At 34.2% G+C, this 21,163-nt stretch carries 13 protein-coding genes and 4 pseudogenes; 5 read left to right on the top strand and 12 right to left on the bottom strand.

Annotation, left to right across the window (positions count from 1 at the left end):
• Nucleotides 1-242 precede the first annotated feature (242 nt).
• The 5 genes and pseudogenes from ppsA to A6J74_RS29310 form a co-directional block, all read right to left on the bottom strand.
• Nucleotides 243-2,846 (bottom strand): phosphoenolpyruvate synthase, encoded by a 2,604-nt coding sequence (ppsA, locus tag A6J74_RS29325; RefSeq protein WP_000094173.1) that lies wholly within the window; start codon nt 2,844-2,846, stop codon nt 243-245.
• Nucleotides 2,847-3,278: 432 nt separating this feature from the next.
• Nucleotides 3,279-3,680 (bottom strand): annotated as a pseudogene (locus tag A6J74_RS30810) (LPXTG cell wall anchor domain-containing protein); the annotation flags it as partial.
• Nucleotides 3,681-3,857: 177 nt separating this feature from the next.
• A pseudogene (locus tag A6J74_RS29320) lies at nt 3,858-5,621 on the bottom strand (leucine-rich repeat domain-containing protein); the annotation flags it as partial.
• Between the two features lie 162 nt (nt 5,622-5,783).
• On the bottom strand, nt 5,784-6,125 hold the full coding sequence (locus tag A6J74_RS29315; RefSeq protein WP_000786247.1) for a YolD-like family protein: 342 nt from the start codon (nt 6,123-6,125) through the stop codon (nt 5,784-5,786).
• Nucleotides 6,122-7,387: a Y-family DNA polymerase gene (locus tag A6J74_RS29310; protein WP_000272636.1), complete on the bottom strand. Its 1,266-nt coding sequence runs from the start codon at nt 7,385-7,387 to the stop codon at nt 6,122-6,124. The genes A6J74_RS29315 and A6J74_RS29310 overlap by 4 nt, the downstream gene beginning before the upstream one ends.
• 712 nt (nt 7,388-8,099) lie before the next feature.
• Here A6J74_RS29310 and A6J74_RS29300 point away from each other — a divergent pair.
• Nucleotides 8,100-8,519, top strand: a complete 420-nt coding sequence (locus A6J74_RS29300) for a DUF1259 domain-containing protein (RefSeq protein ID WP_001178952.1) — start codon at nt 8,100-8,102, stop codon at nt 8,517-8,519.
• A gap of 206 nt (nt 8,520-8,725) precedes the next feature.
• Here the strand turns inward: A6J74_RS29300 and A6J74_RS29295 are convergent, their stop codons facing one another.
• The 3 genes from A6J74_RS29295 to A6J74_RS29280 all read right to left on the bottom strand — a co-directional run bounded on the left by A6J74_RS29295 (nt 8,726) and on the right by A6J74_RS29280 (nt 12,191).
• Entirely contained in the window at nt 8,726-8,953 is a 228-nt protein-coding gene (locus tag A6J74_RS29295; RefSeq protein ID WP_002039015.1) for a M15 family metallopeptidase, read from the bottom strand.
• Nucleotides 8,954-9,176: 223 nt separating this feature from the next.
• On the bottom strand, nt 9,177-10,766 hold the full coding sequence (locus A6J74_RS29290; protein WP_000913769.1) for a bifunctional metallophosphatase/5'-nucleotidase: 1,590 nt from the start codon (nt 10,764-10,766) through the stop codon (nt 9,177-9,179).
• A gap of 588 nt (nt 10,767-11,354) precedes the next feature.
• Nucleotides 11,355-12,191 (bottom strand): alpha/beta fold hydrolase, encoded by an 837-nt coding sequence (locus tag A6J74_RS29280; RefSeq protein WP_001074316.1) that lies wholly within the window; start codon nt 12,189-12,191, stop codon nt 11,355-11,357.
• Between the two features lie 500 nt (nt 12,192-12,691).
• On the opposite strand from A6J74_RS29280, the gene ycaC reads away from it, so the two are divergent.
• The 4 genes from ycaC to A6J74_RS29260 all read left to right on the top strand — a co-directional run bounded on the left by ycaC (nt 12,692) and on the right by A6J74_RS29260 (nt 16,561).
• A complete protein-coding gene (gene ycaC / locus A6J74_RS29275) occupies nt 12,692-13,336 on the top strand; it encodes an isochorismate family cysteine hydrolase YcaC (protein ID WP_000131223.1) in 645 nt (214 codons plus the stop codon).
• Nucleotides 13,337-13,477: 141 nt separating this feature from the next.
• Complete coding sequence (locus A6J74_RS29270; RefSeq protein WP_000067162.1) at nt 13,478-14,122, top strand: hydrolase; 645 nt, start codon at nt 13,478-13,480, stop codon at nt 14,120-14,122.
• Nucleotides 14,119-14,712 (top strand): antibiotic biosynthesis monooxygenase, encoded by a 594-nt coding sequence (locus A6J74_RS29265; RefSeq protein WP_000806845.1) that lies wholly within the window; start codon nt 14,119-14,121, stop codon nt 14,710-14,712. Before A6J74_RS29270 ends, A6J74_RS29265 begins: the two co-directional genes overlap by 4 nt.
• A gap of 13 nt (nt 14,713-14,725) precedes the next feature.
• Nucleotides 14,726-16,561, top strand: a complete 1,836-nt coding sequence (locus A6J74_RS29260; RefSeq protein WP_001052843.1) for an amidohydrolase — start codon at nt 14,726-14,728, stop codon at nt 16,559-16,561.
• A gap of 296 nt (nt 16,562-16,857) precedes the next feature.
• Here the strand turns inward: A6J74_RS29260 and A6J74_RS29255 are convergent, their stop codons facing one another.
• The 4 genes and pseudogenes from A6J74_RS29255 to A6J74_RS29240 all read right to left on the bottom strand — a co-directional run bounded on the left by A6J74_RS29255 (nt 16,858) and on the right by A6J74_RS29240 (nt 21,144).
• The gene (locus A6J74_RS29255; RefSeq protein WP_000423209.1) at nt 16,858-17,736 is read right to left on the bottom strand and encodes a LysR family transcriptional regulator; all 879 of its coding nucleotides are present in this window, start codon (nt 17,734-17,736) and stop codon (nt 16,858-16,860) included.
• 218 nt (nt 17,737-17,954) lie between these two features.
• Nucleotides 17,955-18,388, bottom strand: a pseudogene (locus A6J74_RS30545) (MarR family winged helix-turn-helix transcriptional regulator).
• A gap of 470 nt (nt 18,389-18,858) precedes the next feature.
• Nucleotides 18,859-19,813, bottom strand: a pseudogene (locus A6J74_RS29245) (magnesium transporter CorA family protein).
• A gap of 305 nt (nt 19,814-20,118) precedes the next feature.
• Entirely contained in the window at nt 20,119-21,144 is a 1,026-nt protein-coding gene (locus A6J74_RS29240) for a ParM/StbA family protein (RefSeq protein WP_001257276.1), read from the bottom strand.
• Nucleotides 21,145-21,163 lie beyond the last annotated feature (19 nt).

Raw genomic sequence — 21,163 nt, 5'->3', positions numbered from 1 at the left:
AATATTCTTTGTTTTAGATTGATGTACATTCTAATTCATCAATCTTCATGGTTGCTTCTTGCATGTGAATGAGTATCGTAGCATGTATGTCTCCTTCTACGACAGGGGCATTCAAAGAAATCCAATTCATATGCTCATTTTTATTTTAATTTTCAGTTTCAGATGGGTGATAGCAGCAAGCTTACAATCATAAAAAGATCGTCCGCTATATTTAGTGGACGATCTTTTTATTTAAAATATAACTACACTATCTCAATATATCCTTCTGTTCCATGTACCCGAATTCGTTGCCCGTCTTTTATTCGTTTCGTAGCATTCTCTACCCCGACGACTGCTGGTAATCCATATTCACGCGCAATCACTGCCCCGTGTGTCATGAGTCCGCCAACTTCCGTAACTAACCCTTTTATAGACACAAACAATGGCGTCCAGCCAGGATCAGTAAATGCCGTAACTAATATATCTCCATCTTCTAAACTTGCATCTTCCATGTTTAAAATAACACGAGCTCTCCCTTCTACCACTCCAGAAGAAACAGGCAAACCTACTATTGCTTCGGTAGGGAGATTTTCTCGTTTATATTTACCTATAATAATTTCACCATCAGAAGTAATAACACGCGGAGGTGTTAGTTTTTCATATAATTTGTACTCATTTTTTCGTTTATGAATAACTTTGTAATCTAGTTTATTCGTGCGGACGACTTCGTGAAGTTCTTCAAAAGTAAGATAGTATATATCTTCTATTTCAGTAATAACGTTATTTCGCACGAGTTGCTCGGCTTCTTTTAGTAATGCCTGCTTATATATGAAATAGCGATTAATCATTCCGTATTTTGGGTATTCACGATAGCCAGCGAAATTCCGAATTATACTGATCATTCGCTTCGTCTCTTCTACTTTTTGTTTGCCATCTGCTAAATACTGCAATTTGTCTAATAACTCTTCTTCTCTTTTTAAAGCCTCCTGCAGCCCTTCTTCAAACTTCCGCTTACTAGCACCAGCTTCAAAATCTCTTATATTATTTAAAATCATCGGGATAATTGTAGTTGGTTTTTCACTCCAGCGCGTTTTCGTAATATCGATTTCGCCGCTGCATCTCATTCCGTATTTATTTAGAAACGCCTCGATTGCATCTCGAACTTTTTCCCCGTCTTTAAACTGAACTAGTTCATCTAAAAAGCTGTCATCTTCTATATGCTGTAAATACGCAATGACTTCTGGATACGGACGAATCACATCTGCGACATCCAATAATGCTAAACCCATTTCTGAAGTAATATTATTTTGTACAGATTGAGAAAGTGTGTCTGCTGCATTTTTTTCTCCTAGCCATTGCTCCATCTTTTCATTGATCCATGATAAAGCATTCATACCTGCCATAATGACAGCCATACTTTGCGGGTGAAATAATATTTTCTTTAATTGCTGAATATCTTCTAAAATAAAATCAAGTACATCTGATCCTGATTTCGTTTGAATACTTTGTTTTAACTCTTCTATCGATGCTTGACTGTTCTTGATTAAATCCGTAACGATTGCTGGGTCGTTTTCGATTTGTGGTTGCGAGCTTGCAGGTGGCATACTTTTTCCAAGACTTTTTTCTTCTTCATCCGGTAACAATTTAATAAAATTATCTCGCTCTATTACAGTCATTAATGCATCTTTAATAAGCGGCTCTGATTCTCCTATTGTATTTAATAAAAATTCTCTACTAGCAGGTGAGGCCAATCTTTGTGCAACATCAACAAACAGCCTTCCCCCAGCTTGAAACCTCGGTCCAAAGGATGTTAACTGGAATAAAGACATTCCTAATGGCTTCAAAGGATCCGTCATCATTTGCTGGTGACCGACCGATACATACACATGATTTTCCTGATCATTCGCTTCTGGAATTGGATACAAAGTCGTTATCGGCCTACTTTGAACAATATAAAATGTATCATCAACTAAACACCATTCAATATCTTGCGGACAACCAAAATAAGCTTCAATCTGTCTTCCGATGCGTGCTAATTGTAAAATTTGTTGTTCAATAAGTGTTTGAACTTTTTGCTGATTAGGAGCAATTTTCTTTGTCTCTGTTCCGCCTTCTTTTCGTCCATAGATGGCTAATTTTTTCGTTGCGATGACCTTTTCGACGATTTCGTCTTCTTTTACCTTATAATTATCGGCAGAAACCAATCCAGATACTAGCGCCTCGCCAAGTCCAAAGCTGGCATCGATTGATAACACCTTCCTATTAGAAGTAATCGGATCCGCAGTAAATAAAATCCCTGAAGCCACAGGGAAAACCATTTTTTGAACGACAACACCTATAGAAACTTGATTATGATCAAAGCCGTTTTGCATTCGGTATATAACCGCTCGATCTGTAAATAAAGAAGCCCAACACTTTCTTACATGCTGCAAAACCGCTTCTTTTCCGATGATATTTAAATACGTATCTTGCTGACCAGCAAACGAGGCATACGGTAAATCTTCAGCAGTAGCACTAGAACGCACTGCATATGCATGTTCATTTCCAAAACGCGAGAGATAATGAGCTACTGATTCCACTACATCAACTGGAATTTCCACTGCCATAATGGCTTCTCTAATTTTCTTACTAATTTCACTAATTTGATCTCGGTCCTCAATTTTTAGTATGGCTAGTTGATTCAACAAAGTATGAAACACTTCAATTTGTTCAATGGCTTTTTCATACCCTACTGTTGTAACACAAAATCCTTCTGGCACTTGTATACCTTGAATGTTTGATAACTCCCCTAAATTCAATCCTTTTCCACCAACGAGAAAAAGCTGCGTTTTTTCTATTTCCTGAAAATCGAGAACGAAAGAACTCATTTAACATCTCTCCTTACTAGTCATGTGTTCTTGATTTTAGCAGTAGTAAATAAGAATAAACAGTCTATTTCGAACGTTAATTACATGATATAATTAAGTTAGGAAGAGATATAGAAAATAAAAATGGATTCACCTAAGCTGACTTACTATTGTTGATTTAAGAAGCTTCTTATTAAAATATAAAGTTACTAAAAGAAAAAAAACAATCCAGACAGATTGATAATGTAAAAATATCTATTGAAATAAAAATAAGAACAGCCTTCTTCGTTGAATGGCTGTTCTTATTTTTGTTACCATTATTAAAAATTCAGGATAGCACATCTAATTTTGCTCAAAGAAAGAATCCTATATTTAGGATAATCCCTTCAAATAACTGTATCGCACAGATTACTTCGATTTTTCAATTCATTAGTTAGCAAAAAGGTTTTTATTTTAGTTAACTCTCTTTAACCTTCTATATAAATAAGCTCCTATCAACATTAATCCCCCACCAAAAACGGATAACCAATTCGTATCATGTCCTGTAGCAGGTAATATCTGTTCCTTCTTAACAATTTGTTTATTCAATGCGTTATTTTTAGTAATTTGCGAATTCACTCGATCTATTCCTTCACCTTTTGGATCTGTCACTTCACTTTTTGGTTTTGTCACTTCTCCTTTTGGTTCTGTCACTTCACTTTTTGGTTCTGTCACTTCTCCTTTTGGTTCTGTCACTTCTCCTTTTGGTTCTGTCACTTCTCCTTTTGGTTCTGTCACTTCTCCTTTTGGATCTGTTACTTCTCCTTTTGGATCTGTTACTTCTCCTTTTGGATCTGTTACTTCTCCTTTTGGATCTGTCACTTCTCCTTTTGGATCTGTTACTTCTCCTTTTGGATCTGTTCCTTCTCCTTTTGGATCTGTTCCTTCTCCTTTTGGATCTGTCACTTCTCCTTTTGGATCTGTTCCTTCTCCTTTTGGATCTGTTCCTTCTCCTTTTGGATCTGTTACTTCTCCTTTTGGATCTGTTACTTCTCCTTTTGGATCTGTTACTTCTCCTTTTGGATCTGTTACTTCTCCCGATACTTTATCCACAACATTTTGTATTACTGTACCAGTGTAAAAGATGCCTGTATCAGCAAATGGATCTTTTACTCCAAACTCATATACTTTCTCACCTAACGTATTCCATGTAATTACACCATTATTGTAAGTGCCGCCATCACTTTTTAAACGGATTTTTGTAGAGATTTCACCGTCTTTTTCATAAATAGGTACTTTCACTTCTTTATGTACTTCTACGTCCTCTAAAAAGACTTTTTGATTTTGAATATTAATGTATGCTTGCTTACTTAATTCGATAACAGGTCTAACGTCACGAATTTCATTCGCTACAAGGCTTAAAAACGTTAGTTTTTTCAACTGACTAATTGGTGATAAATCAGAAATATAATTTGCCTCTAAATCAAGTTTTTGCAAGTTTACTAAATTTGATAATGGAGTAATATCCTTTAACTCATTATTAGGTACATCTAATACTTTAAGATGAGTCATTTTAGTAAGTGGTGTCACGTCTTCAATTTGATTTTTCCCAATCCATAATTCATCTAATTGATTCAATTGGTCAATGCCCGATACATCTTTAACCTTATTACGCGTTAATACTAAATCTTTTAAAGGTAATGCATATAACGGTGTAATATCTTCAACTTGATTACCCGCTAAAGTTAAGTATGTTACATTTTTTAACGAGCTTAATGGAGCAACGTTCGTAATTTTATTATTTGCTAAATTCAAGTAATCTAATTGTCCCATTTTTGCTAATGCTGTTACATCTTCAATTTGATTGCCTGCTACATATAAACTTTTCACATTCTTCATTTCAGTTAGTGGTGCAACGTTCGTAATTTTATTATTGCTTAAATCAAGAGATTCTAAATTATCCATTTTAATAAGCGGTGTTACATCTACAATTTCATTACCGCGCAAAGCTAAATGGTTCAATTGTTTTAAGTTCGCAAAGAACGACGGATCTGTTATCTTTGCATTAGCAACTGTTAAAGACTTTAAATTAGGCATATATTTCAATCCACTATAGTCGAGGATCTCATTCGTATTTAAAAATAAGTTTTTTACTTGTAATAACTCTTCTTTCGTAATTGGTGTATTTAAATCTTTTCTATTAAATACTTTTTTATTAACAAGTTCCCTTAATTTTTTGTCCGTTATCATATTTTGACTATCAATTTGATGATCCGTTTCCTTATCACCTGCATTAGAATTATCATCTGGTTTCTCAGTTTCTTTGTTATTTGCTGTCGGATCTGAAATTTCAAATTGAACTTGATATTTATGATCATATCCAATAGCAGGAATGAGAATATGCATTTGCATATTATATCTCTTCGAAAATTCTCCTATTTCAAACTGAACTACTTTCGTCCCATTTTTCCTCTTATCTTCTGACAATACTTTCACATCGTGAAATACACCTGGTTGATTTCTATCTTCTATTCTAAGATATTGGAAATAATCGCTATCTTGTACTGTTGCAGTAACAACTTTTTTCCCATTTTCAATCTTAACTTTGGGATCTTTTATGTATTGAGACACCATGGATGGCTCATCTTTTTGATCTTTATATATTTTGATTTCAACATTATATACACGATCTGTTACCATAACTCCTGCTTTATTTTCTGCTATTTTTTCCGCTGCTTGCACTGGGCTAGAATAAACAGCAAAAGGAATAGCTAATGTTGTAGCTACTACTAACGCTCTCATATTATTTTTTTTCAAAGCAATATCTCCCTTTATACAAATAAATTATCTCTCAAATAAATGATAATGATTTTCATTATCATTGTCAATGGGATTTTTTCTTTTTATTTCTTGAAGTCCACACTTTAAACAAACCGTTAGAGTGTTTAAAGTGTGACCCTCCATGCTAAAAAAGCTATTCTATTCCATTTCAATTAAATCACCGAATTTAAAAGTACGTTTATGCACAAAAGCATCTGTACAAATAATCGTCTCATTTAATGGATTAATATCAACTACTGTTATGTAATTTTTATATAAGTAGCCACCTTTATAATATGTAAGTAAAATCTCTTCCTCACCTAAATAGGAACATAACAACTTATTTTCAAGCACTTCTTTTGCATCCTCTGTTAAGATCGGACGCGTGACTTTCGTTTTCACATGTATCATTTCTTTAATAACTGCGAATTGCTCTGGCATACTAGCGAACGGTTGCCACTTTACCATCCCTCTTCCTTTTGGCATATTAGCATTCTTCACGATTTATGTCCTCCTAATAATGTGTTTCTATATCTTGATGTTGCGACGCTTGTGTAGGAAATCCCACGTAAAATACTGTTCTTACCAAACCGTGTTCGAATTTCATCCATAACTTTCGTTAATCGGATTTCTTTTTCCCTTTGTACAATGTTATCGAAAAGCGAAATTTGCTCTTCACCTTCATTAATAAGGTTTGTTAATGAGACACTTAACGATCTAATCGGTTCTCCTGTATAGCGCTCATATAAAAAATATGTACAAATATTGTAAATATCCATCGTTACATTTGTTGCCCGATTTAACGTATGCGCCTTTTTTATTCCCCCACCGTATTCCTTGCTATACCCAATTGAAAAATGAATTGTTTGTGCATATTTCTCTTCTCTTCTCAACCTATAACAAACTTCTTCTATATGCTCTAATAAAATAACTACGAACTCTCCTATCGAATAATCCCGTAATAATATTTGGCTTTTCGCTATAGATGTTGTCGCTGGAACGTATTTCTCTGCTATTCTGCTAAAATCAATCCCGTTACTATGTAAATGTAATTCTTCCCCTATTACACCGAAAGATTGCTTTAAATATTTCAAAGGATACTGAGCTAATTCTCCAATTGTATGTATACCTTTTCGATTCAATTTCATTTCAGTTTTGTACGATATACCCCAAAATTTACTGATTGGTCTAATACTCCATAACTTCTCGGGTATATCGTCATACGTCCAGTGTGCTACTCCATCTTTACTCTTTTTCGCTTCAATATCCATCGCTACTTTACTCAATAATAAATTAGGCCCTATACCAATCGTACTTTCAATCCGTGTACGTTCATATATTTCTCGCTTGAGCTTTAATGCGAATTCGAGCGGATTACTCGCAAACAAATGAATACTTGCAGTCATATCCATGAAAAACTCATCGATACTATATTGATGAAAATCTTCCGGCGCAACATATTGCAAAGCTAAACTAGTTATGAAAGTTGAACATTTCATATACGTATGCATAATCGGATTTGCAATAATAATATCTGGCCGCTTCGGTATTTCGTACAACCTTGCCATTTTCTTAATCCCTAACGCTTTTAATGGCGGTGTTACTGCTAATACGATTGATCCACTCCGATTTACATCTCCTACGACAGCCAATTTTGTATAACGTGGATCCAGTCCTTTTTTAATACATGACACACTTGCATAGAAGCTACGAAGGTCTACACAAAGAATAATACGATTCGGTAAAAGAGAATAATCATACAAGGTTATCACCCCTAATAAGGAACATTTGTTCTTATTATATACGAACTAATGTTCTTTTAAAAGATATTTCTATGAAAATTTTGGTTAAAATAACCGTAATTTAATAATTTGTTTAAGAAAAACATAAGGAATTCCCTTCTATATTCATAAAAGGTTTTTTCTATACTTAAAAATATAAATAGATACAAGGAGAAACAACTGAATTCTTCTTGTATAAGCAAGGTATTTTAGAACCCATTCTTTTGTATTCAAAAAAGTCTTGTTTTTAAATAGATATGTTCATAGTAGCAATATACTTATATAAGAAAGACTTATTTCGAAAAAAATACTATTTAGCAGTACTTTTTATAGAAAATAAAATATTATTGGTTATTTTCTCACCGTTGTTTTTCTAGTTTTATCATTCAAATTTAGACACATATTTATCTTACCTACATAGACTAAAAGCGTATAATTACATACTTTATAGATTTTTTATAACAATATCTCGAACGGACTATCATGAATCATAAATTTAATAACTCGAATATACTAATCATTTTCGAATAAATTCTAAATATTTAAATAATATAGCGTGCATTTCTTTTAAAATAAACATTGAATAAATTAAAATTACAGCCTGTTTTTTTAATGTTGAAGAAAGATTGTTTATCTGTATTTCATCAATCAAATCTCTAATTACATAATTTTGTACGAGAAAGGGATTGAATTTATGCAAAATTTTAATTTCATTTGTGAACAATTTGCTACAATACTTAAAGGGAAAAGTAAAATAAGTCAAGGTGGTTGTTCGGTGTCTTTTCACCGCGATTTTAGGGTGCTTGTTCAAGGAAAACCGAGTACCTATGTAGTACCCGTCGGAGTAAGTTTTGAATCGTTGGATCAAAATGGTAATGCATTAAATTTAGGCGAAATCGCTATTCTACAAGAAGAGACTCCTGCATTTATGAAATCAATTGTACAACAAGGAATTATTGTAAGTGCTTTACATAATCACTGGCTTTACATGAATCCCTTAATTATGTATATTCATATCCAATCTGTAGAGCCTCCATTACATTTTGCACAAAAGTTAGCCAATTCTTTTTTGTCCTTAAGTAGCTATCCTATCGCTAATAATGAGGGGCAATAATTGGTGTTTAGGATATATTTACACATTACACTTTTCATATGTGCGAACATAATAAAATCATTTCACTTTTTACTCAAAAGAAAACAACTGCCTATCAAATTTTTAGATAGGCAATTGTTCAATCTATTAAAATAAAGCACCCTACTATTTTATAAAATACTATTCTCCAAACAAAAAATACAGATTTCCAATTCACTTTAGCCTTCTTATCTCATATATTCCCCTAAAGTTAGTTTTTCCTTGTATATTTTTTCAGCATCATCCCCTACATAGCGAATGTGCCAAGGTTCATACGCATAACCAATTACATTCTCTTTTTCCTTTGGATAGCGAATAATAAATCCTGCACGATGCACATTTTCTTTCAGCCATTTCCCTTCCTTCGTCTTAGCAAATGATAACTCTAGTTCATTATTTATACTTTTAACATCCATCGTTAAGCCTGTTTAATGTTCGCTATGTCCCGTTTTTTCAAAAAAGACTCCCTGTACGTCCAGGATATCAACTTTTGTTTATTTCAATTTTTTTCGGCACTCTGCATCTAGACGGTATACCCATTGGCCACAGTTAGACTATTCAAATCAAAAAAATAGATTACCTGTACACTAAAAAGTATAGCGCACAGGTAATCTAGTTGTTTTTGAGATTAATAAAAAACTAATTTATTTTTTGAATTCTTCCATCAATAATAGACTGAATTGGTTCTTTTGATTTTTTTATATAATCTACTAGTGCTTCAAAATCGGTTGGTCCTGTTTCAGCATCTTTACCGTTTTTAAAGGATACAAATCCATCTCCACCTGAAGCTAGAAATGCGTTCGCAACGACGCTGTAAGTTTTAGAAGGAATGATTTCTTCTCCATTTGTTAAGCGAATACTTTTTACTTTTTCTCCATTAGGCTTATTCGCATCCCAAGTGTATTGGATCCCTGAAATTTGAAGCATTCTTGTTATATCTTTTTGCCATTGTTGATTTAAAATATCACGAATGTCTTGACCTGTTAAATTTACCTTTATTAATTGATTTCCGAATGGTTGAATACCATATATCTCTCCCCATGTAATATCACCAGCATCTAAGTCATTACGAATACCACCAGGATTCATAAGTGCAATTTGGGATTGCATTGTTGTACGCTGGGCATCAGCAACTAAATTTCCAAGAGTAGATTCACCAGCCGTATTTAGTTTGCGATCTAGTGGAGCAATAGACTTACCTACAACTTCATTAACAAGAGGTGCGATTTTTGCTTGATATTTCTCCATCTTCTTCTTTATTTTTTTATCAGGCTCCATGCCTTCATGGTAAGTTGTAACAATTTCTGCTTTTTTCTCAACAATATCTTGTGTCTTACGATCAATCTTTACATCAACATCAGCAAAAGCCATACCATAAGAATTTGCTTGTACGACAAGTTTATTATTGACAGTTCCATTTACATAGGTGTGGCTATGCCCACCAAAAATAACATCGACTTCTGGATCAGTCTCATTTGCTAATCGAACGATATCACCATTTGTTACGCCGTTTCCATCTGTTGTACCTCCGTTATGCGCAAGAACAACGATAGATTTAACGCCAAGTTTTTTTAATTGCTTTACGGATTTGTTAATAGCTTCAACTTCATCTGTAATTTCAACATTCTTTAGCATAGTAGGCATAACAAGGTTAGGAACATCCGTTGTTACGACTCCGATAAATCCAACAGGAACTCCTTGCACCTTTTTTATAGTGAATGGTGGTAAAAATAAACGACCAGTGGATTTATTATAAAAATTTGCGGCAACATATGGGAATTTTGCTCCTTTAAAATTGCCTGTTTTCTCATGGTATCCACCATAAATAAGGCGGTTCATTTCCTCAACACCTTCATCAAATTCATGATTTCCTATAGTTCCAACATCGAATTTCAAATCATTTAGAAATTCAATCGTAGGTTCGTCTTGTAATAATGCTGAAACAGGAGTACTTGCTCCAACAACATCGCCAGCATGTACCTTTAATGTATTCGGATTTTGTTTTTCACGATCACGTAAATAAGCCCCTAAGTACTCGATTCCCCCTGCATCTTTATTGTTAATTTTTTTTACAGTGTCTAGTTGCCCATGAAAATCGTTAATACCGAGCATTTGCACATCTATGTAGCGGTTTTGTTCTGTACTTGCTTGGGCTGAAGGCGCAGCAAATACACTAGTAAAAGTAACTGTACTTAATGCTAAAGCAACTGGAATGATTTTTTTCAACATAAAATTTCTCTCCCCTAATTAAAATCTGACATAATACGATGTTATTTTAATATATTAAGAGGATTATTTCTATAAAATTCTACTAATTATAAAAAATAATAAGATTTTATTGTTTTCTGATAAAATACTCCTTCCTCAAAAATGTGAAGGTGTAAAACGACAATTTTAAGTGGGAGATGAATATTTGTAGGCTTAAGCCTACACTTTTTGATTAAGATATAGGGGCCCCCACTCAACTTAAGAGGCTTCACTACCCAAAACAATAAAATGTACGTTTCTTTGTTTTGAGGATTATTCAAAATATTATCTTGATAGTAATATATCAATGCATTTAAGAGACCTAAAAAACTCTAATCAATACATTTTAGCTGTTAAGAAGATTATTCAATTCGAAATTAATGAGTATTTTTCATGCTAACGTCTCAATATCAAAATTTAAAAATAAGTAGAAATTTCGTAATGGATGATTACAGTGGTGCACTACTCCCGCATTTAAAAAGATGCTCCTGGATTTATCCAAGAGCATCTTTTATAAAACTTTATTTTAACTTGTTTATAATTTATCAATTAACAATTATATAGTTGTAATCAGTCCTTTAAAAATGATAGGAGTGCTTCATTAAATTCTTTGGCATGCGTTGCATTTAGCCCATGTGGACCACCCTTTATTAACGTTACTTTAGAATTAGGAATTGCTTCGTGTGTTAATTTCCCACTATATTCAAATGGTACAGTTGCATCTGAATCACCATGAATAATAAGGGTAGGTATATTAACCTTAGCTAAATCGCCTCTGAAGTCTGTTTTGCTGAAAGCAGCGATACAATCTAGTGTTCCTTTAGGCGATGCACCCGCAGCGATATCCCTATTGTAAATTCGAAATGGTTCACTAACTAAGTCAGTTCGATCTCCAGCAGCAAAAAATCCTTTCGTAAACTCATCAAGGAATGCTAGGCGATCACTTTTTACTCCATTTTCAAAACTTTGAATTGCTACATCATCTAATACACCCTCAGGATGGTCTGCTGACTTGTAAAGGAATGGTGGTACAGCTCCTGCAAATACAGCCTTCTCTACTCTATTAGTTCCATATTTCCCAATATACCGGGCTACCTCGCCTCCACCCATAGAAAAACCAACAAGTGTGACATTTTGAAGCTCTAACTGTTCTAATAGTTGATGTAAATCAGAAGTAAAGGTATCATATTCATACCCTTCCCACGGCTGAGATGATTTTCCAAAACCTCGACGATCATATGTTATAACTCTGTATCCAGCCTCAACAAGAGCGGGAACTTGGTATTCCCAAGATCGACCGCTTAACGGCCAACCATGAATTAGTACAACTGGTTTTCCTGTGCCATGATCCTCATAATATATCTCAATTGGTGCTTGATTTTCGGTTCCTACAGTAATTTTCGCCATTCTTCTACCTCCAAAAATATTCTAATATATATCCTTTTCTTCAATAATCCGGATGAATCTCATAGCCTATTTATGCATGTTTATGTTGTGAACTCTACTGTTCCGATGAATTCATTTTCTGTTTATGGACAATTCCCCATCTCCTACCTTTTTCATCACGAAGTATTTGCTGAAAATTCCTCCTATTCAATTCTAATAACAAAAATAGGTGACTATCAATATCGTTCTATCTATAGAATGTATAGGTAAAATCAATCTATTTTATAGTGAAAACAACTATAGTTACGACCTATACGAATTATAGATAATTTAGAATTGATTAACGAATCAGTTTTCAAATACTATAAATTTGTATAGCACTTCATGTTCTGTGAATGCTGCTATAACTAATATTATTGGTCAGCTTAGTTATAAACGAATCGTAACAAACGAAGAAACTTATGATAGTATTCGACTATTTAACTTTTCTTCGATTACTTAATTTTTAGGAGGAATACATAATGACTGATCTCTATTCTCGTATTAACAAAGATGATGCTGTCGTGCTTTTAGTAGATCATCAAACTGGTCTTATGTCCGGACTAGTACGTGACTATGGTGTTGATGAATTTAAGAACAATGTTTTAGCTCTTGCTCATACTGCTAAGTTTTTTGATTTACCGGTTATTTTAACAACAAGCTTTGAAAACGGACCTAACGGACCTTTAATGCAAGAATTGGTTGATCTCTTTCCTCACGCACAAAAAATAGCTCGCCCTGGACAAATTAACGCATGGGATAATGATGATTTTGTAAAAGCAATCGAAGAAACTGGAAAGAAGCAACTTATCATCGCGGGCGTAGTTACGGACGTTTGTGTTACTTTCCCAGCACTTTCCGCTATAAAAGCTGGATATGAAGTATTTGCTGTTACTGATGCTTCGGGAACTTTCAGTAAACAAGTTGCAGATGCTGCAAATACTCGCATGGCACATAGTGGCGTGCAACTTATGAACTGGTTTAGCGTAGCTTGCGAATTACAACGTGATTGGCGCAACGATGTCGAAGGTTTTGGCAATTTGCTTGCTAGTAATCTTCCAGGCTATCAAAATATAATTGGAAGCTATATGGGCGCGCAGCGAGATCTTAGTAAACAAAATGCATAAATGTATTTCAAAGTAATGACTTTAAATCACTTTCAAAAAAATGGATAGTATACATTTAGTGCTGATTAAATCAGCACTCTCTTTTAAATTAAAAGGTATAGCAAAATTTTTTTTTACAATTAAAAAAAGGAGCGTTTTATTATGAGTAATTTAGAATTGTTAAATCCAGAGAACAGTGCCTTAATTTTAATTGATTTTCAGCCTCAAATGACTTTTGGAGTTGCAAGTATTGATAGACAAACATTGATTAATAACGTTATGTTACTTGCTAAATCAGCAAAAACTTTTAACGTACCTACTATTCTTACTACAGTTGAGACACGTAGCTTTTCTGGTTATTTTTGGCCACAAATTCTTGACATATTCCCAAACCATGAAATTATAGAACGCAGTTCAATGAACTCTTGGGAAGATCCAAAATTTGTTGAAGCAGTTAAAGCAACAGGTAGAAAGAAATTAATATTTGCAGCACTTTGGACTGAAGTTTGCCTTGCATTCCCTGTGCTTGAAGCAATTAAAGCTGGCTATGAGGTGTATGCAGTTGATGATGCTTCAGGTGGTACTAGTTTGACAGCACATAACGCTGCTATGCGTCGTGTAGAACAAGCTGGTGCAATTCCAGTGACAGCAATTCAAGTTTTACTTGAATACCAACGCGACTGGGCACACAAAGATACTTATGATGCTGTAATGGAGATTGTAAAGGAACACACTGGTGCTTATGGTCAAGGTGTAGAATACGCATATACTATGGTGCATGGTGCGCTTCCAAGCAGGAAAATATGAAACAAGAAGGAGTAGCTGTCGAAGAGACTTATACAGGGAACGCGATGGATGCTGCCGATCCAGTAACAACGATTGTTACATGGGAAATTCAACAGGGTAAAGAAAAACAGTTTGAAACATGGAGACATGAAATCGAAGCTGCCGCTACTAAATTTCCAGGGCATTTAGGTGTAAATCTAATAGTCCCAAATAACGAATTCAGAGAGTATACTGTTATTTTTCGCTTTGATACGTATGAGCATCTACGTGCTTGGCAAGAATCAGATGTTCGCCGAGATTTGTTAAAAACGGCAGAACAATTTCAAGTTACTAATCCAAGTTATAAAACTGAAAGCAGTTTGGCTTATTGGTTTGTTACTCCGAAAACGCCAGTCCCACCGCAAAAATGGAAAATGTCTATCGTTACCCTTCTGGGTGTATGGCCTCTTAGCATGTTAGTTCCTAAATTGATAGGACCTATCATAAAACATATGAACCCTATTATGTCCGCTTTTTTTGTTTCTGTATGTATAGTGTCCTTGCTATCATGGGTAGTTATGCCGATTTTCGGTAAATTATTTCATCCATGGTTACAAAATAATAGGAAGTAGACGAGGTGTGAATATGAATTTACCGGATATGATCTTATATAACGGAAAAATTACTACCCTTGATCCCTCTCAACCTGAGGTATCTGCTATCGCCATAACTGATGGTTTAATAACTGCAATAGGTGGAGATGAGCTTCTTGATAGCGCCACAGAAAAAACAAAAAAAATAGACCTTAAAAGAAAAAGAGCTATTCCAGGTCTGAATGACTCTCATATACACGTTATTCGTGGCGGTCTTCATTATAATATGGAATTACGATGGGAAGGTGTGCCTTCAATTGCCATTGCTCTCGAAATGCTCAAAGAACAGGCAAGGCGTACACCTGCTCCTCAGTGGGTAAGAGTAGTTGGAGGTTGGTCTGAATTTCAATTTAAAGAGAGACGGATGCCAACTTTGGAAGAGATTAATGCTGTTTCTGAAGACACACCTGTCTTTGTGCTACATCTTTACAATAGAGCACTTGTAAATCGTGCAGGGCTGCGTGCACTGGGATACACAAAAGATACCCCAGACCCTCCAGGTTGTTTAATTGAACGGGATAAACGAGGTAATCCAACGGGCCTTTTAATTGCAAATCCTAACGCTTCTATTCTTTATTCAAGTTTGGGTAAAGCTCCAATACTTAATTTTGACGACCAGATTAATTCAACTCGCCATTTTATGCGCGAATTAAATAGATTAGGTATTACAAGTGCCATTGACGCAGGTGGTGGTTTCCAAAATTATCCTGATGACTACAAAGTTGTTGAACATTTAGCCGAGAAGGAACAATTAACTTTGCGTATTGCTTATAATCTATTTACACAAAATCCAAATCATGAATATGAAGACTTTGCTTCATGGACAAAAATTGTTTCTCCAGGTCAAGGAAATGATAAGTATAAAATGAATGGTGCCGGAGAAATGTTAGTATTCTCGGCAGCCGATTTTGAAAAATTTCAAATGCCACAGCCCGAACTAGCTACGATGATGGAAGCTGACTTAAAGAAAGTAATTTCTCTATTGGTAGAAAACCGTTGGCCATTCCGTTTACATGCAACTTATGACGAGTCAATCACACGATTCTTAAATGTATTTGAGGAAGTCAACAAAGAAATTCCTTTTAATGGTCTACGATGGTGGTTTGACCATGCAGAAACAATCTCAGATCGTAGTATGAAACGTGTTAAGGCTTTAAATGGCGGTATTGCTATCCAAGACCGTATGGCTTTTCAAGGTGAATACTTTGTTGATTTATACGGAAAGGAAGCTGCAAAGCGTACTCCTCCGATTTATCGTATGTTAGACCTAGGTATACCTGTTGGCGCAGGTAGTGATGCAACTAGGGTTTCCAGCTATAACCCTTGGGTCGCTCTTTACTGGATGGTTGCCGGAAAAACCATTGGTGGTCTTTCGATATACGACGAAAAAAATAAACTTGATAGAAAAGTAGCCCTGGAATTATATTCAAAAGGAAGTGCGTGGTTCTCTGGTGATGAAGGTAAAAAGGGAATCCTTGCAGTAGGTCAATTTGCTGATATTGCTGTATTGTCTGCTGACTACTTTACTGTGCCAGAAGAAGAAATCAAGAACCTTGAATCATTACTCACTATTATGGGTGGGCAGGTTGTTTATGGAAATGATGAATTTAAAAGGCTATCACCTGAATTGCCGCCAGCATCACCTAATTGGTCACCGACGGGAGTTTATGGTTATGGTGGTGCTAACCTAGCCCACACTCTACTTTCTCACGATGCCCATGATCACAAGTTACATAGTTGCAGTAACCCTCTCCATCAACACACTCATACCATAATAGGAAAAGATGGAACTAAATGGGGTATTGGTTGTACTTGCTTTGCTTTCTAAGTCAAAACCACCGGTATAATGCCCGGTGGTTTTCTTTATGCAATAAGAATATGTAAAAAGAAATAGCAGTATATCCCTAATGGAATCTATTACTATGCGATAAGACCGAAGAGTTAATTGATTAACTTGACTTGTTTTTAACAGCCTTCTCCCCTTAAGTAAAATTCCATGGTATTCCCTTTTGAAGCGACTACACCACACATATAAATCTACTTGCCCTTTAACTGTAATTTAGGTCTTATCCTAAGAATTATGTATCATTTTTAATTCCCACACTATAATCATTATTATTTCTATTATACTAATACTTTTTTAGGTTCATTTAACTTCTGCATAAAGATACGTGCTGCAAAACTTAAAAATTTATCATCAAAGTGAATAAGATTAATATCTTGACTTGGTGTTGGTTCAATAATACGAACTATGCTCAAAGTATCATTATTAACGAAGTTAACCAGTGAAAGAGGTATTATGGCAACCCCATGTCCATTGTATACAAGACTCAATAGAGAAATAGAAGATTTTGTTTCTATATTTGCTTCAGATAAAGATAACCCTAAACTCTCACAATATATTTTAATAGATTCACGACAACTACATGAAACCATTATTCTACTCAGTCCTACTAATTCTCGAAAAGAAACAAATGATGTTTCATTCAAAGGATGATTTTTTGGAATGGCAAGGACAAGCTCTTCGCTATACAAAAGGGTGCTTGTTAATGTGTCTGGAATTTGAGCACTACGCGTGATGCCTATATCAATATTTTTATCAACGATTTGATTTACAGCAACTTCAGATTCTATAATTTTTACTACGATGTTGGGATAATGTTGTTGAAACTTCATAATATAAGGTGTTAAATAGGTGAGATCCTCTAATAAACCTCCTATAGTAATTACACCTCTTTGTACACCCTTTAATTCAAAAATTTCATTATAAACGTCATCAAATTGTTGCATGATAAATTTTCCTTTATCAAATAGCAGCTTACCCGCTTCTGTCATTTTGATACCTCTTCCAACTCGATGAAACAAAGGTGTATCAAGTTCACCTTCTAACACACGGATTTGTTGACTTAAAGTCGGCTGTGAAATACCTAGAACTTCCGCAGCTTTAGTAAAACTATTATTATTACAAACTTGAATAAAATACTCTAAATGACGTAATTCCATTCTTGATACCCACTCTCCGCTTTATGAAAGATTTATAATGAAAAGGACGATATGTATACGTTAATATAACAACTTTATTTCCTACTGTACTGATTTAAATAATATGATTTATTCATTTTGTATTATAATACATTTACTACCACTTATTAATTTTTCCTCCTATTTATTTAATTTATATGTAATTAGGATATTACTAAACAGAAATAGCCTCTACAAACTTACAATTTCTGTGCGTAATATCCTAACTTTTTCAACCGTTTCATTATCATTTTTTTCTCAATATAGTCCAAACTACCAAATATTTGCCGAATCTCCTCTTTATGCTGAGGAAAAATAATATCATCGATTCAATACCTTCTGAAGTAATTGACGCATACATGACACGGCAGTCTTTAGGACATGGTTTTCACCTCTTCTTTTCCAACCTATTCACTACATACGTGATACTACTACTTGCAAGTAATGTTTTGTCTTCAAGTTTTTGTATAGGTTGATCGCCTTTACTGTATAGTAGCTTAAGCACTGCAAATTCTGTTGGATTAAGTCCATAAATTTTTATATCCTTTTCAATACGTTTAGTGATTGACTGTAATTCCCTTGATAATATAACAAGTAACTTTAAAGATAGGCTCTCATCGTTAATCACCCTCACAATTACCAATCCTTTACAAGTTATCTTGAATTCGAGATTCATTATATTATCGTCAAAATATTATGTCAATCATTCATTTTAGCTTTATCAAGCCACTTATAATTTATTTCTCAACATAAGACATATGGAATTAGAAGAAAACAATTGTTACTATATAAGTATCTCAATTACGTTATTTCTTTTAAAGAGAGCTTGTTTTCTAACGCAAGTTCTCTTTTGTCGTATTCTAAATTAAATCGGAACAAATTTCAGATAATGATTCTGCCCATGTGTATGATATAGTTTTTAAACAAAGATTAGAGCCCTCCTACAAGAAGAAGAGCTCTAATCTTTCATATAAATATTCACCATTTTTATCATTGCGTGAACATCAAAACTTTAACTTGATGGGGATATGATACTACCTCAATTAATAAATATTCCTAACCATATATCTAGGTTAATATCTATCATATTTTTTATAAAAAGGATTAATTGGATTTAAAAAAAGATTTCTTTTTCTTTACTCGTAATAAATCACCTGTCCATCCCTTCACTCGCATATATAAATACATACCCACTGTTGTGAAAATAATAAATAAGAGAGCGATTAAATAGCTATATTTCCATTCTAGTTCAGGCATATATTTAAAATTCATCCCCCACAATGCTCCTAAGGCCGTCAAAGGCGTACTTACAGCAGTTAATACAGTAAGAGCTTTCATAATTTCATTCCCACGATGAGAAGAAACAACTTCTTGTAAATGAATCATCGTGTCTAATTCTTCTTGGTACTCTTTAACAAGTTGTAATCCACGCTCTAATTTTACGTGTGTGTGTTTGTTTATAACAAAGGGTGTTTGTTAGGTTTTCTAACCAAGCTTCTTTCAGGCCTTGTAACACTTCTTGTATTAAGCGAAACACATGTGTGTTCATAAATAATTCATGACGAATATGATAAATTCTTTCTAAAACTGCTATGTTATTATGATGATAAAAATCCCATAATACATTTCTGAAATTGTTTTCGAAATAGTCAACCTTTCGTAAGTAGTGAGATATAAACATTGATAAGATAGCACATAATCCTTCAGCGGAACTATTACAATTTTTTACACTAAAAGAGGAATTATGTATTAATTTCTGAAAATCCTCTTCCTCTTTTTCTTGGACCGTTATCAGTATTCCATGAGCTACGAAATAATGAAGAAAGTTTTGAATTTTGGCGTCCTTTTTATCTTGATCATATAAAAACGAACCATATACACAAGTTTGACTTGGTGATAACGTATAAACATATAATCCATTTTCACAGGGAGAACTTATTTTCTTTACAAATTGAGAGAAATGAGATGTTACATCACGAAGGATTATAGAAGAAAGATTTTCAAGCTCACTAGTTTTCACATGATACCAACTCCATTTCGGCATTTTTAAGCATTCCATATTATTCTTCCTTTCTAAATAGTTTTATGTTTGATCGAATCATATCCGTAATATGAAATTTGTATGTAGGTATTCATGTCTTGGAGGAAAAGTTTTTTGATCAACTAAATTACAAAATAAATGGCATAGGAGGTCTTATTCTGTTAAAAGGAAGACCCCCTATATATTAGCTATTTTTATTCTCAATTTTAAACATTTCCTCTATACAAGCACTTTTTATCTTTTCTTATAAAGAATTTATTATATGTGGAAAAGAAGCAACATAATTTGGCACGTCCATTCAACGAACTCCATTTCGGTCGTTATTATAATTTAGATTCATATGCAGATTGATTGGTGATGTCCTCAAATACTTGACTTCCAATAATATAGTATCCATGAAGTGCAGCCTCTTTCGAAGCGTCTACCATACGGAAAGAAGAAATTTCACCTTGCATTTTTTCAATTCGTTTTTTGTGGAGATCTACTATTCCTCCTGTCCAAATAATAGTATCGTACTGTTCTAACTTAAATTGTTCTTGTAATACACGCATGACGTCTTGGAAGTGTGCATCCAACTCTTTTTGAATCAAAGTATGAACCTGTTTTGTCTGAGGATTTTCTTCTCGACATTCATATCTTTTTTCTAATATTTTTGGCATGTCGTTAATATACAAGTGATTACTTTCACCCCCATGATTCTGCATGATATTCTTAATATTTTTCAAAGGCTTGCTACATCCTAGTTCTGTCTCATAATGATTTAAAATGACATTCTGTTTCATATCTGTCATTTCTAATGTACGAAATCCACCATCAATAATTAAGATACGATCTCGTTCCTGAATGATTCCCTCTTTTAAGAAATAGGCATGTAAAGCGACTGGTTGCTGAAGAATCAAAGCATTTTCCACCGTAATATTAATAAATTTCCCATCAATTTGCACGGAAGTTTCTTTTTTTAGTGCACGTTGTAATTGCTCATGCTGACTACCAAAACAAGTAACGGGAAGCCCGGTAACAACTAAAGGTAACACGACATTTTCTTTATAATCCTTTGCAATGCAACCAAATATTTGTTGTTTAAACCGTTCGCTTTCATAATAATTTTCTATTTCTTCGTCAAATGGAGGAAGAAATGATGCGTCAGATTGATGTGCTTCATTTCCCATGTAGTATGCAAAGTCTAAGTCTATAAAACTTACCTTTGTTAAATCTTCACTTTCAGCATGATTAGGTACAGGGGCTAGTGTGGAAGCTTCACTCTTAATCGTCACCTCAGAATCTACATCCTGTCGATATGCCCGCTTGGTAAAACCAATTCCTACATCAATCGCATACAGAGATCTCATACTTTTTTCCTCACTTTCT

Source organism: Bacillus sp. FDAARGOS_235 (assembly GCF_002073415.2).
Lineage (GTDB): Bacteria > Bacillota > Bacilli > Bacillales > Bacillaceae_G > Bacillus_A > Bacillus_A toyonensis.
Note: the sequence above shows the minus strand (reverse complement) of the source record. Positions and strands in the feature narration are given on the sequence as shown.

Coding starts and splice junctions, on each gene's coding strand:
- A6J74_RS29240 (WP_001257276.1), bottom strand. CDS start 21,144: ATGAGATCTCTGTATGCGATTGATGTAGGAATTGGTTTTACCAAGCGG.
- A6J74_RS29290 (WP_000913769.1), bottom strand. CDS start 10,766: ATGTTGAAAAAAATCATTCCAGTTGCTTTAGCATTAAGTACAGTTACT.
- A6J74_RS29300 (WP_001178952.1), top strand. CDS start 8,100: ATGCAAAATTTTAATTTCATTTGTGAACAATTTGCTACAATACTTAAA.
- A6J74_RS29270 (WP_000067162.1), top strand. CDS start 13,478: ATGAGTAATTTAGAATTGTTAAATCCAGAGAACAGTGCCTTAATTTTA.
- A6J74_RS29260 (WP_001052843.1), top strand. CDS start 14,726: ATGAATTTACCGGATATGATCTTATATAACGGAAAAATTACTACCCTT.
- ycaC (WP_000131223.1), top strand. CDS start 12,692: ATGACTGATCTCTATTCTCGTATTAACAAAGATGATGCTGTCGTGCTT.
- A6J74_RS29265 (WP_000806845.1), top strand. CDS start 14,119: ATGAAACAAGAAGGAGTAGCTGTCGAAGAGACTTATACAGGGAACGCG.
- A6J74_RS29255 (WP_000423209.1), bottom strand. CDS start 17,736: ATGGAATTACGTCATTTAGAGTATTTTATTCAAGTTTGTAATAATAAT.
- A6J74_RS29295 (WP_002039015.1), bottom strand. CDS start 8,953: ATGGATGTTAAAAGTATAAATAATGAACTAGAGTTATCATTTGCTAAG.
- A6J74_RS29280 (WP_001074316.1), bottom strand. CDS start 12,191: ATGGCGAAAATTACTGTAGGAACCGAAAATCAAGCACCAATTGAGATA.
- ppsA (WP_000094173.1), bottom strand. CDS start 2,846: ATGAGTTCTTTCGTTCTCGATTTTCAGGAAATAGAAAAAACGCAGCTT.